Genomic DNA, 13039 nt, shown 5'->3' with positions numbered 1-13039 from the left:
TTTCATGTTTTCCGTACATTCGTTTTCAGGACGTATTTCAATGTCGCCGCATGGACCATGCCACGATACAGGCCGCGACAATCAGCCCGGCGACGGAGAATGTCGCACACCACAGCACCACCCCCACCACCACGCCTGCCGCCAGCGCCACACCAAGGGCCAGGGCAGGTGCCACCCCACGCACAAGGCCCATGACGATGCGATATCGTGCCGACAGGCCAGGCAGGCGATAGCGTGCAGGCTGCAACGCGGCATGGCATGCCAGACACCCGACCCACAGCATGACAAGAAGGGGGATCATCCCACCGGCTCCCTATACAATCGTACCAAAGAGTACAGTGCAATCAGGCCGAACAGGGCCGCCATGCCATCAATGCCCGCATGAAGGACAGGTGACGCCCGTAATGCCGCCATCGTGCATGTGGCATCCAGCACAGGCAGTCCACACCCCAGCACCGCAACCATGACAAGCTGTTCACGCCATCCCCGCATGGGACGTGCGATGCCTGACCACAGCGTGCCATGCATCGCGCAGGCTGCCCATGTAAAAAAGAATACGGTGATTTCCGCCCCCTCCCGTCCCGGCAGGCCCGTCGGCAGCATGCGGTTGGCCCACAGAAAGGACAGGATACCCACCGGCAGGCCAACGATTGTGGCGATGGTCAATCCTTCCGCCACCCGGAATTCTGCCCGATGCCCCGAATGGCGTCGTCGTTTCATGAGGAACAGGACCAGGCCGCTTGCAATGCCTGCTGTCGCGCCAAGGCCGGACATGAAATACAGCCAGCGTAGTGATGGCGGGGCGAAACGGGCGTAATGCAGACCATGTATCAGGTGCATGGTCATGGCGATGGGGCGGCGTGTCACTGTCGTACCCAGCAGGCGTCCGTCAGGCAGGCTGAAATCGACGTGGTCACGTGTCAGGAATGGGCCGGAGGCATCGCTTGCGGAAATGCTCAGCCGGTCGGGCAGAAACAGGATGAAGCCACAATCCCGGCCGCCCAGGCGTGCGCGTGCCGTATCCAGCAACGGGCGTATATGTGTCATTACGGGCCGAAGGGGGGCAGGTTGTGCCGGGGGGGCTGTGGCCCGCGCGCGCGGTGCCGTCATGACGTGCAGGTGCGCGGGTAATATCGTGTCGGCATGCACAAGGATGCCGGTATAGGCCATCATGACGGTAAATGGCATGAACAGCACACCGGCGAGCAGGTGCGCATCCAGCCATGCCCGGATACGTGATCCCGACAGGCGCAGCATGACGATATCGGGCACCAGAGCGCGCAGGTGGATGATGAGGCCAGCCCCCACCGCAACCAGCAGTCCCAGCGCAAGGATATTGACAATACCCACCCCCACCGTTCCCCCGCCGCGCAGGCTGTAATGGAAATTATAGAAGAATTTCCCCCCCGTCGTGGCGCGCGTGGCAATCAGGGCGCCCATGCGGGGATCAAGCGTGTCGCCCACGAATTCATGTCCGTCATAATGCAGGATTTCGAGTGCGGGCGCCCGTGCGGAAGGCAGGTTCAGGAATGCAAAGACGCCACGCGCCTGTTGTTCGCGCACGCGTGCCGCCGCCGCGTCAAGTGCTGTATCGGTGGGGGGCGTGCCGGCAGGGATACGGATTTCTGGCTGCATCCATCGTGTTATTTCCGTATCGAAAACCGCAAGCGTGCCGGTGGCGCAGATACATGTCAGTACCAGCCCGCATATGAACCCCACCCAGGCATGCAGCCATCCCATCCGTGTGCGCAGGGTTTCGCGCATCGGGGTTTCGCGCATCACGCCAACACCACAAGGCACAATACCGCCACACAGCCTGTGGCACAGACCATGGTAAATCCGCGATACCTTGTCCGCATGCCGAAACAGGCCAGCACCATGGCCGGCAGGCCCGCGACGGCAATGATTTCGCCCAGGGCTGTGGCATCTGCGGGCAGGGATGGATGCCACAGCCCGGCATCCGTCACTACAAGGCGTGCAACCACATAGGACAGCACGCAGGACAGAAGAATGTTGCGGAACCTGTCGGCCCGGAGGCTGGATTGCAGTTTTGCTTTGTCGTGCTTCACGGTGGTCCCATGTTTACATGATATGAAATAAATGCGACGCATTCGCATGTGATCTTCATGCCACAAAATGCTGCCTTTTGCGAAAACCGTGTCATAACAGCCGTGTTGATGTTGCGACTTACTATCACTTGCGTATATCAGGCCTCCTACGCAAATGCTTTTATCCGAGGCCCCGATGATGTTATGTGCCCGCCTGCTCCCTGACTGCCGGAACAATGTCGCAAGGCTGGCGGCCATGATCTTTATTGGTGGCCTTGTGCCCTGCGTGCCTGCATTCGCGGCCGGTGATGACAATTCCGACACCGCGAAATCCGACGCCGCGCAAAAAGACGAAAAAATCATCGTGACGGCCAAGCGGCGTAATGAAATGGAAGTGACAACCGGTGGAAACCTTGGCGCGCTTGGGAACAAGCGGGGTCTGGATGTGCCGTTCAATGTGCGCAGCTATAACGCCAGCATGATCCTGAACCAGCAGTCACAGACACTTGGTCAGGTGCTGGAGAATGACCCGTCGGTCCGCACGACCTATGGCTATGGCAATTTTTCCGAAATGTTTGTCATCCGTGGCTTTCCGGTCAATGGTGACGATGTGGCGATTGATGGCCTGTACGGCATCACCCCCCGGCAGCTTGTCTCGCCGCAGCTTTATGACCAGGTGCAGGTGCTTAACGGGGCCAGTGCCTTTCTTAATGGTGCGGCGCCCAGCGGGTCGGCCATTGGCGGCAATATCAACCTGGAGTTCAAGCACGCGACGCAAACCCCCATTACGCGGGTGACGGGGGATTATACCAGCAATGCCCTGGGCGGTGGCAGCGTGGATTTCGGGCGGCGTTTCGGGCGTGACAAGGCGTTTGGCTTTCGCCTGAATGTGGCGGGACAGGATGGAGAGGATTCCATCGACCATGAACGCCGTCATTCCGCCGCCGTGGGGGCCGATTTCGACTGGCATGATGATAAGACGCGCATTTCGCTGGATATGAATTTCCAGAATCAGGGGGTGAATGGCGGTCGTCCGGCCATCTTCCTTGGGGCCGGGGTGACGGCGGTGCCACGGGCGGTGGCGCCATCGCATAATTTCGGGCAGCGCTGGGCCTATAACGACCTCAACTATATTTTCGGAAAGTTGAATATCGAACATGATTTTTCGAAACATATCACGGTCTATGGCGCATTCGGCGGCCTTGGTGGGAATGAGAAGGGGGATTACGCCAATCCCACCGTGACCGATGCCGCCACGGGGGCAGCCACGATCGGCAGCATGTATGTGCCCTATGTCCAGACCAACAAAAGCCTGCGTGCCGGGGTGCGCGCGCATTTCAGTACCGGGCCCGTGCGGCATGAGATCAATGCCGGTGGGTCGTCGCTGTGGGAAGAGGCCGATACCGCCTATTCCATGGCGCTGACCTCTGTTGCAACGAATATTTATCGCACCCCTGCGGTCGCGCCGCTTGCCAATACTTTCAGCGGGGGTGATGTCAACAACCCGCAGGCCATCAGCCGCACGCGGCTTTACAGCCTCTTTTTCTCTGACACGATGTCATTTTTTCATGATCGTGTCGCCCTGACGGGGGGATTTCGTTACCAGAACATGTTTATCGACGGATATGGTTATGCCGCGTCGGGGCGTGGGGCTGTGACATCGCATTATGACGAGGGGGCGATTACCCCGGTTGTGGGTCTTGTCATCCATCCCACACGCCAGATGGCGCTGTATTTCAACCGGATCGAGGGCCTGTCACAGGGGCCGACCGCGCCGTCGGACACGTTGAATCAGGGTCAGGTCTTTGCGCCTTATAAATCAACGCAGTATGAGGTGGGCGCAAAATATGAAACCCGCCGTTTCAGCGCCTCGCTTGCGGTGTACCAGATTTCGCAGCCCAATGCGTATTCAAAATCCGTCGGTACCAGCAGCCAGTCGATCTATGTCGAAGATGGGTTGCAGCGTAATCGTGGTATCGAACTCAGCATCAATGGGCAGATCCTGCCGGGCCTGCGTTTCAACGGGGGGGGCACGGTAATTGATGCGGACCTGCGTCGCACGGCTGGGGGGCTGCAGGACGGTCATACCGCGATTGGCATTCCTAATTATACCATCAACGGAAATCTGGAATATGACCTGCCGTTCCTGAAGGGGGCGACGGTCGTGGGGCGTGTCGTCAATACCGGCAAGCAGATGGTCAATACATCCAATACGCTGCATCTGCCGGTCTGGACACGTTTTGACCTTGCAGGGCGGTACACGTTCGTCGCCGACCATAAACCGCTGACACTGCGTTTTGGTGTCGATAACCTCGCCAATACCCGGTACTGGTCTTCATCTTTCAATGGCTATCTGCTCGAAGGATTGCCGCGCACGTTCAAGTTCTCCTTTACCGCAGACCTGTAAGGGGGCGTGGGATGTGTGTTTAAATTATTTCGAAAATATTTGAAAAATATATAGATTTTAAAGAATTCATCGGTCGGAAATCTGCGTGATGTACGCAGGGTGCCGGGGCGCTGGGACACTGTCCCGGGCTGCCATGCGCGTCTGGCATCATCGGGCCGGGTTGCGATACGCCATGACCGCTTTGTGCGGCATGGCGTTTTTTTTGAAAATGGCAGAATAAAACGAAGCCTCCTGAATTTTTGACTTTTATGGCGGTGTGCAGGCCGCATCGGGAGGCATGTTGCGACTTATTTCAGAATGATGACGGTTTTGCATTGCGAATCAGAATCACTTCTAGTAGTGGAAGTTTAATTAATAATTATTCGCACAACAAAGATGGCCCCCATGATCCCTCCCAGACGTTTGAGACCATTTTCTGCGGCAACCGCGACATTGGCGCTTGCATGTTCTTCGGCCGCGCATGGCGCCACGGCCGGCACGACGGCCAGTACGACGGCCAGTACGTCCGCCACGGTCATGACAGGGACATCATCCGTCCCGTCGTCAACCGCGTCGGGGGGCACGGCGGCAACCACGGCCACCAAATCGACCAAGGCGGCCGGCGGCAGCGCACCGACCGCGGCACAGCCGGATGCGGACGGGGTTTTTTCCGACCATCGTTACGACAATACGACGGTGACGGCATCCCCCATGAATGCGTTGCGCCAGTCGGTTGGCCTTAGCCGTATGCCGCATGACGCGATGCATACGCCGCAGAACATCAATGTCGTGCCGCAGATCCTGATGCAGCAGCAGAACGTCAAGTCGCTTGACGAGGCATTGAAGAACGTCCCCGGCATCACGGCATCAGTGGGCGAGGGCGAAGGCGGCATGGCGGGGGACCAGTTCCTGATCCGCGGGTTCCAGTCGCAGAATGACATCTATGAAAATGGCCTGCGTGATTTCGGGGTCTATACGCGCGACAGTTTTGATTACGACCATGTCTCCGTTATCAAGGGGCCGTCGTCGGAAGTATTCGGTAACGGCACGACGGGGGGGGCGATCAACATCGTCACCAAGGCCCCGCACCTTGGCAATGCCTATCAGGCCAATTTCTCGGGCGGAAGCGGGTCGTACTATCGCGGAACGCTGGATATCAATCAGCAGTTGACCAACAGCATCGCCTTCCGCCTGACGGGCATGGGGAATGAAAACAATGTTGTCGGGCGCGACTATATTTATTCCCACCGCTGGGGCATTGCACCTTCGATTGCCTTTGGCCTGGGCAAGAAAGTGTCGTTCATCCTTGAATATTTCCATCAGAACGACAACCGCATTCCTGATTATGGTGTGCCTGTCGTCTATAAACCCGGACAGGCCATCGGTCGTCCGGTAACAGAATATGGTGTGCGGCGTACCAACTGGTATGGCACGACCTATGATCAGGACAATACCAGCGACGACATGATCACGGGACGCCTGACGGCGCGGGTCAGCCCGATCCTGACACTTTATAACGACATGCGCGGCGGGATCTTCCATCGCTATTTCTCTGCCTCTCAGGAAGCCTGTTCCAGCATGGCGGCCGGAACCGCCGCCTATACCAACAATGTGATAAACGGAAGCGTGCCTTCTGCGACATGTAACCGGGATTTCTTTTCCGCAAATCCGTCAAGTGCGCAGGTCGCGCGTAATGGTGGTGTCGGTGGTCCCGAACCCTATCGCCAGAGCGACTGGTCAATACAGGATGTCTTTTCCGGGGTGGCGCGTTTCAAGACAGGCCGTATCCGCCATGAGGTCATCGGCGGGTTTGATATCGAATATGTCACCGATCATCGACAGAACTATGCCTATGGCAGCAACCGTACCAGCACCAGCCTGTTGAATCCGTCGATGTATGTGCCCGGCCTTGTGCTTGGGGATTGTAACCAGTATCCGAACCGCCTTGTGAATATCAGCGGTGTGGGCAAGAAATGTTATAAGGACAGTGATGCGCTTGATGTCGGCTTCTTCCTGTCCGATCAGGTGTGGCTGACGGATTACCTGTCGGTCAAGGCGGGTTTCCGCTGGGACAACTGGAACAGTCATTACAGTGCGACGGGCGGGAATACCGCGAAATATCCCGATGTCCATTATGGGCAGGACGAGACGACCATCAACCCCAGCGTCAGCGTCATGTATACGCCGCGCAGCAACCTGATGGTGTATTTCAACTGGTCGCAGTCCACGACACCGTTGAGCATGTATGTCACCAACAGTTCCGAACCGATGACCGCCAAAAGCCAGAGCGCTGCGCCCGAACGCAGTTCCCTGTATGAAATCGGGGCGAAATACAGTGCCTTTCATGACCGGATCGGCATGACGGCGGCGCTGTTCCGTCTGGACAAGAGCAATTCGATCCAGACAGACCCCAACACCGGCGATATCAGCGCAACCAGCGATCAGGAACGCAACCAGGGGCTGGAGCTTAGCATTTCTGGGACGTTGCTGCCGAACTGGATGTTCTATGGCACGTATGCGCTGTATGATCCGACAATCACCAAGGCCGGTTCTGCGACATCCAAGCAGGGGGGACAGATCCAGTATGTCCCGCATAATCAGGCAACGGCATGGACATCTTATGAAATTGCCCCGCACAAGCCATGGAACATGACGGTTGGTGGCGGCCTGACATGGCGGCAGGGTGTATGGCTGGATCAGGCCAATACGGCGCGTGCGCCGGCAACGGTGGAATTCGACGCCATGGTGTCGCATCGTTTCAATAACCACTGGCGCATGGCGATGAATGCCTACAACCTTGATAACCGCCTGAATTACGGCAGCCTGTTTTCCAACCGCGTCACGCCTTCCATCGGCCGGTCCTTCCTGTTCAATGTCTCGGCCCAGTATTGAGGTGGCTTGAAAAGCCCATATTCATGACAGGCGTTTTCGGGTGCCGCCTTTTTTCATAAAGGCGGCATTCTTCGAAGTTTTTTGGAAAATATTTGCCAAAAAACTTCTTCATGACTGTCATCGGATTGTGTAAGCCTCTTCTTGTCATGCGGCGTGGGGCGATCGGCCAGTGGGGCAGGGCGTGCGCGGATGCGGGGATAAGGTCGAATGCTGTTACATGTGCCCGGACTGCTTGATGCCGGGGAACTTGCCCACTGTCAGGCGACGCTGCGTGCGGCGCAATGGACGGACGGACGCGAAACCGCCGGGCAACAATCCGCCAAGAGCAAGAACAACCGACAGTTACCGCAGGATTCCCCCGCCTGTCGTGAACTTGGCGATATCGTGCTACGTGCGCTTGGTCGTAACGCAACATTCAACAGCGCGGTGTTGCCGTATCGCGTCAGCCCCCCGCTGTTTAACCGTTATGACGTGGGGATGTCCTTTGGCGCGCATGTCGATAATGCCATCCGGGGGATTTATGCGGGTGGCATTCACACGCGCATCCGCACGGATGTTTCAACCACCCTGTTCCTGTCCGATCCCGACGATTATGATGGCGGGGAACTGATCATGTCCGATCCGGGGGGCGAACAGGCAATAAAACTGCCCGCAGGGGATCTGGTGCTGTATTCCACGACCGTCCTGCACCGTGTGACCCCGGTTACGCGTGGGTCGCGCCTGGCGGCATTTTTCTGGTCGCAGTCGATGGTGGCTGATGAAACGCGTCGGCGCATCCTGTTCGACCTGGATGTGCAGACCATCACCTTGCGTGAACGTCTTGGCGATCATGACCCCGCCGTTCTGGGGTTGACGAACATCTATCACAACCTGATGCGGCAGTGGTGCATCCTGTAAGAGACTGTTTGAAAAGTCAGGCTCGATAACATCCTGAAATCATAAAAGTTTTTGGTGAAGCTTTTTCCAGAAAGCTTCAGAAGACGCCGCCTTTTTCGATCAAAAGGCGGCACCCAAAAACTTTTCCTGTTTTTTATCAATGAGTTGTTTTCAAACGACCTGTCATGCCGGGGCAGCGATCAGTCGAGGGCCGGGCGGCCACGTCCCTGCTTGACCTGGCCGCGCCGTGACTTGTCATCCATCCTGCGGCGACGCTGTGTGCGGGACGGGCGGGTGGCGATGCGGCGCGTGGGGACATGGGCTGCCTGACGCAGCAGGTCGCACAGGCGTTCGATCGCGTCCTCGCGGTTACGGGTCTGGCTGCGGAATTTCTGTGCGGTCAGGACGATGGTCCCGTCGCGTGTCATACGGCTACCCGCCAGCAGGCGCAGGCGGGCGCGTATGCGCGATGTCAACGCGGCACACCGCGCCATGTCAAAGCGGAGTTGTGCTGCGGTTGCGACTTTGTTGACATTCTGCCCCCCCGGCCCGGACGCATGGATATAGGTCACGACAATATCGTCGTCAGAGATAACAAGATCGGGAAGGACATGGTACGCCATGCCTGTGTATAGCATATTCCCGCCATTGTGGGGGGAGGTGTTCGCTTTGTGGATACCTTCCCCGCATGGTGGGCATTGCCCGCGGACGTGGATACGACCACCATGTACCCAACCAAAAAACATGGCGGGAGGAATACATGACCGAGGTTACGGATCGCGAGAGCGAACAGTTGCAGCAGCTTCTGGCGCAGGCGGCCGATCAGGCGGCACAGAAGAAAGTGATGCCGGTGGTCAAGATGATCGCGGCACAGCAGCTTGTCATCATGGACCTGATGCAGTTGTTGGTGGACAGTGGCACAGTGCATGCCGAAGACATCGTCGCGCGCATGCGTCACCTGATGGAACATGCCGATACCCGCGACATGGCCGCGCGCGCCCTGTTCGATCAGGTGCGTTCGCGATTTGCAACCCAGTAGCCCCTTCTTTGTATGCAAAGGTTGTGACGAATGGATGATCATCCCCCCGCCCTGCGTGCCGAGATCGCAGCCCTGAAGACCGAGCTGCTCCGCCTTAGGGAGGCGCTGGCAAATGCGCAGAAAACCATCGAGGCGCAGAGCGCGCAGTTGCGTCATGAACAGGCGCAGAAGAAACGCATGCGCTAATCCCCCCTTTCATTCCCCCTATCACGACAGGACCCCATGTCTGACGAAAAAGCAAAAGACGCCAGCGGCAATGTTGTCGTCTATCCCACGGTAAGCTGCGGCGCGGAGGCCGTGCAGGGAACCGTGGTCATTCTTGACCTGTTCATGGCCACATCCCCCGAACACCTGAAATCGGGGGACCGTCGTGTGGTCACGGCCCTGCATCCCGAACAGGCCCTGCATCTGGCACAGCAGTTGCAGGCTGCGGCGGAGACCGTCTTGAAGGCGCGTAAGGACCGTGCGGCATCCTGAACGCGCCGGACGCTGGAAACATCAGGCAGGCATGTCCTGCCATCCTTGTCCCTGACGGCTGTTTGGGAATGCCTTGTGGCAGGAACAATACTGTTGGATGATTTGCAAAAAATCCTCGTGTTTCATCATTTTTTTTTGAAAAAATGATGATGGTGACTTTTAGAGGCTGTTTGAAAGGTAAGTCCGATAAGATCGTGAAATCATAAAAGTTTTTGGTGAAGCTTTTTTTAAAAAGCTTCAGAAGACGCCGCCTTTATCGATCAAAAGGCGGCACCCAAAAACTTTTCCTGTTTTTTATCAACAGCCTGTTTTCAAACAGTCCCTGAGTGTCCGGGGGATTGCGGACCATCCGGGTGTCGTGATCCGTCCCGGAAGGTCCTCAATCCCCCGAACCGCAGGTTAAGTGCGACCTCGCGCCCCGACAGGGTTGGCACAGGAAGGGTATGCGACAGCGATTGCCGCAACCGCGCCTGGGAAACCAGATGCACGATCCCCACAGGGGCATGGGGGTAGAACAGGTTGACCAGCATGCCGCGATCCTCGTCCAGCAGCCATGGCCCGATATAGTTGTGGGCGTTGTCGAGGAAGGTCACACGAGCGTTGTCGATATAGACCGCCAGCGCGATGCTGAGCTGGTCTTGCGTGAACAGCGCGCCGCCCTGGCGGATGATGGTCTCTTGCCATTTCCGCAGCATGGGCCAGATGGCCGCATCACGGTGCAGGCACATCACCCCTGAATTCAGCAGGGGCTTTGCGCCGATCCGACGCCGGATGGCAAAGGGCAGGCGGGCCTTGCGCGCGTTTTTATAAAGGAACGAACGTACCTGCATCCAGCCCGGACATATCCACCGGATTGCGAACATGTCCGCGATCTTGGCCCCGATTTCAGGAACGATGGCCAGCGCCCCGTCACGTGCGGCGTCGAACATGTGTTCGATGGCGGTCATGTCCTGCACCCACGCATCCGCGTCGACCCACAGGATCAGGTCGAATTGTGGCAGCACACGGTCCAGCCACAGCTTGGACAGGTTGATGGCCAGGGTCGGGCGCTGTCGTATCTGCCGTGCGGGCGCGCAGGGTGGGACATAGGGGGGGCGGATCAGTACCCCAAGGTCCGAAAGGGTTTCCACCTGCCGGGACGACAATCCGGCGTCAAGGACACATAATGCCGCATCTGTCCGGCCATTGATCGACTGGATCAGTTCCATGACCAATGGGAAATAACCGCTGTCACAGCCTGTGACGATAACCTTGCGCAACCGGGCCTCCTGCCTTGGCCACCTGCCGCCGGTCGTGGCGGCATGGACCGGCGTAGCATACAGCCATAGCAACAGGGTGGGAAACGGATCGGGGGCGTGGCGCTGGCCCATAGGGGGGAACGCCGCTATGGTCTGGGTCGTGTACTGACCATATACAGGAACCGCGTCATGACCGTTCATACGGGGACATCGCTTCCCCCTGGCGAAGACGAGATCGTCGCCACCGTTGCCGCCATTACCGAAGGGGAAGGCGATCCGATCGCAAACGCCGCGAATATCGCGGCGATCCTGTTTGAGGGATTGGTGGATATCAATTGGGCCGGTTTTTATTTCCTGCGTGACGGACAGCTTGTGCTGGGGCCATTCCAGGGGCGCGTGGCCTGCACCCGCATTGCGATTGGCAAGGGGGTGTGCGGCACGGCAGCCCAGCAGCGTGCGACGGTCGTAGTGCCTGATGTCCATGCATTCGCGGGGCATATCGCATGCGATGCGGCGTCACGTTCGGAAATCGTGGTGCCGATCCTTGATGGGGATCGGCTGCTGGGCGTTATTGATATCGACAGCCCATCTCTGGCACGTTTCACGCAGACGCATGCCGCGCTGATCGAACAGGTTGCCGCATTATATGTGCGGGCATGTCGTGGACATGCCTGAAATGATGCGGGGATGAAAGGTCTTTCGGTGCCGTCGTTTTTCTGGAAATGAACTGTCCTTAGGGCAGGCGGCCAAGATGTCGTGCCAGCAGGTCATAAAAACCGTCTGCATCGACCTGTCGCATGAACATGGCATTGACTGGACGTTTCGTGGTGCCCCACCAGTCCACGACCGACATGCCCCGCGTCAGCGCATCATGCAGTGCGATTGTCACATTGACCTTCCGACCGGCAAACAGGTCGGGGGCAATCAGGCAGGCGAGTGTGCATGGATCATGCAGGGGCGCGCCCGCCCAGCCATATTTGGCGATGTCAAACTGTCCCGCCCTGTCCAGCATTGCCACGGCGGCCGCAGCGCAGCGACCCGGCAGGGCGTGCAGGCGCGCCAGGCGTTCGGGCGTGCTCAGGCATTGGTGCGTGACATCCAGTGGCAGAAGGGTCAATGCGGTGCCCGCGCGCAGGACGATGTCAGCGGCCTCGGGGTCGGCATAAAAATTGAACTCGGCCGTGGGGGTGATATTGCCACCTTCGGACCATGCGCCCCCCATGGCAATCACCCGGTGGAGGCGTTGTGCGATATCAGGCGCCTTGAGCAATGCCACCGCAAGGTTCGTCATCGGCCCCAGCATGACAAGGCTGAGGCTGTCGGGCGGGGCCGTACGTATGGCATCAATCAGGTAATCAACACCATGCTGCGTCTGGACAGGCATGGTGGGCGGCGGCAGGTCTGGCCCGTCCATGCCCGTGACGCCGTGTATATGACGGGCATTGACGCCGGTATGGCCCATGGGGCGGGCACACCCGGCGTAAACCGGGATATCCGTGCGTCCCGCCAGTTCAAGGATGCGACAGGCGTTCTGCGCGGTCTGTTCCACCGTGACATTCCCCGCAACGCTGACAAGGGCCTGTACTTCAATCTTTTCGGATGCCAGTGCCAGCATAATCGCCAGCGCGTCATCCACGCCGGGATCGGTATCTATGATGATCCTGTGTGTGGTCATGTCGCCTGCGTGTCCCGTGCTGTGCCATAAAGAGAGGCACGGTAGGGCATTACCACGCCCCAGCGCCAGTGGTTGCGTGTCCAGACCCGGGTGTAACGAGGGGGGCGGTTGTCCATGTTTCGGCCCCCATGATCCTGCCACCGGAGCCGTACCGCCCGGGCCGTGCCACTGGAAACGTGCCATTGGGATCGTATCACTGGGATCGTGCCATCAGGTGCAGAGCATCGGGCATGGACCGTCTGGAGGGTACTGCCTGATGGGGCAGGGCGATGGCTCATGTGGTCTGCCAAGAATAATCGTTGTTACAATTCGTAGAACAGATGCCGTATTCTGGCATGTGGTATTCTGTATAACCATATCTGTAAGGCGCATGACTTGACGCTGATTACATCATTTTAATATTTTTAG

The 13039-nt window shown here is 58.1% G+C and carries 13 protein-coding genes; 7 read left to right on the top strand and 6 right to left on the bottom strand.

Annotation, left to right across the window (positions count from 1 at the left end; all coding sequences use genetic code 11):
• Positions 1–37 precede the first annotated feature (37 nt).
• Genes FYB92_RS14405 through FYB92_RS14395 form a run of 3 tightly spaced genes read right to left on the bottom strand, consistent with a single transcriptional unit; the run spans position 38 to position 2069 of the window.
• Positions 38–301 (bottom strand): hypothetical protein, encoded by a 264-nt coding sequence (locus FYB92_RS14405; protein ID WP_075595906.1) that lies wholly within the window; start codon positions 299–301, stop codon positions 38–40.
• Entirely contained in the window at positions 298–1779 is a 1482-nt protein-coding gene (locus tag FYB92_RS14400) for a PepSY domain-containing protein (protein WP_247066854.1), read from the bottom strand. Before FYB92_RS14400 ends, FYB92_RS14405 begins: the two co-directional genes overlap by 4 nt.
• Complete coding sequence (locus FYB92_RS14395; RefSeq protein ID WP_139312496.1) at positions 1779–2069, bottom strand: hypothetical protein; 291 nt, start codon at positions 2067–2069, stop codon at positions 1779–1781. Before FYB92_RS14395 ends, FYB92_RS14400 begins: the two co-directional genes overlap by 1 nt.
• A gap of 154 nt (positions 2070–2223) precedes the next feature.
• Here FYB92_RS14395 and FYB92_RS14390 point away from each other — a divergent pair, with 154 nt between their 5' ends.
• From FYB92_RS14390 to FYB92_RS14380, 3 genes are all read left to right on the top strand, one after another.
• Positions 2224–4455 carry a TonB-dependent receptor gene (locus FYB92_RS14390; RefSeq protein ID WP_332828852.1) on the top strand — a complete coding sequence of 744 codons (2232 nt, stop codon included), beginning with the start codon at positions 2224–2226 and terminating at the stop codon, positions 4453–4455.
• Positions 4456–4830: 375 nt separating this feature from the next.
• Positions 4831–7326 carry a TonB-dependent siderophore receptor gene (locus FYB92_RS14385; RefSeq protein WP_247066824.1) on the top strand — a complete coding sequence of 832 codons (2496 nt, stop codon included), beginning with the start codon at positions 4831–4833 and terminating at the stop codon, positions 7324–7326.
• 207 nt (positions 7327–7533) lie between these two features.
• Entirely contained in the window at positions 7534–8223 is a 690-nt protein-coding gene (locus FYB92_RS14380; protein WP_003617791.1) for a Fe2+-dependent dioxygenase, read from the top strand.
• Positions 8224–8402: 179 nt separating this feature from the next.
• Here FYB92_RS14380 and arfB read toward each other — a convergent pair whose 3' ends face one another.
• Positions 8403–8840: an alternative ribosome rescue aminoacyl-tRNA hydrolase ArfB gene (arfB, locus tag FYB92_RS14375; RefSeq protein ID WP_408887685.1), complete on the bottom strand. Its 438-nt coding sequence runs from the start codon at positions 8838–8840 to the stop codon at positions 8403–8405.
• Between the two features lie 122 nt (positions 8841–8962).
• Between arfB and FYB92_RS14370 the strand changes: the two genes are divergently transcribed.
• Genes FYB92_RS14370 through FYB92_RS14360 form a run of 3 tightly spaced genes read left to right on the top strand, consistent with a single transcriptional unit; the run spans position 8963 to position 9718 of the window.
• Entirely contained in the window at positions 8963–9241 is a 279-nt protein-coding gene (locus FYB92_RS14370) for a hypothetical protein (protein WP_040511442.1), read from the top strand.
• Between the two features lie 30 nt (positions 9242–9271).
• The gene (locus tag FYB92_RS14365; RefSeq protein ID WP_003617794.1) at positions 9272–9427 is read left to right on the top strand and encodes a hypothetical protein; all 156 of its coding nucleotides are present in this window, start codon (positions 9272–9274) and stop codon (positions 9425–9427) included.
• Positions 9428–9463: 36 nt separating this feature from the next.
• Complete coding sequence (locus tag FYB92_RS14360) at positions 9464–9718, top strand: hypothetical protein (RefSeq protein WP_003617795.1); 255 nt, start codon at positions 9464–9466, stop codon at positions 9716–9718.
• A 311-nt stretch (positions 9719–10029) separates the two neighbouring features.
• Here the strand turns inward: FYB92_RS14360 and FYB92_RS14355 are convergent, their stop codons facing one another.
• Positions 10030–11157 carry a glycosyl transferase gene (locus FYB92_RS14355; protein ID WP_332828851.1) on the bottom strand — a complete coding sequence of 376 codons (1128 nt, stop codon included), beginning with the start codon at positions 11155–11157 and terminating at the stop codon, positions 10030–10032.
• On the opposite strand from FYB92_RS14355, the gene FYB92_RS14350 reads away from it, so the two are divergent.
• On the top strand, positions 11146–11631 hold the full coding sequence (locus tag FYB92_RS14350) for a GAF domain-containing protein (protein ID WP_003617797.1): 486 nt from the start codon (positions 11146–11148) through the stop codon (positions 11629–11631). The two genes, FYB92_RS14355 and FYB92_RS14350, sit on opposite strands and share 12 nt — an antisense overlap.
• Before the next feature lie 58 nt (positions 11632–11689).
• Here the strand turns inward: FYB92_RS14350 and FYB92_RS14345 are convergent, their stop codons facing one another.
• The gene (locus FYB92_RS14345) at positions 11690–12631 is read right to left on the bottom strand and encodes a nucleoside hydrolase (protein WP_332828850.1); all 942 of its coding nucleotides are present in this window, start codon (positions 12629–12631) and stop codon (positions 11690–11692) included.
• Positions 12632–13039 lie beyond the last annotated feature (408 nt).

This window comes from Novacetimonas sp. GS1 (assembly GCF_036686925.1).
Taxonomy (GTDB): domain Bacteria; phylum Pseudomonadota; class Alphaproteobacteria; order Acetobacterales; family Acetobacteraceae; genus Novacetimonas; species Novacetimonas hansenii.
Note: the sequence above shows the minus strand (reverse complement) of the source record. Positions and strands in the feature narration are given on the sequence as shown.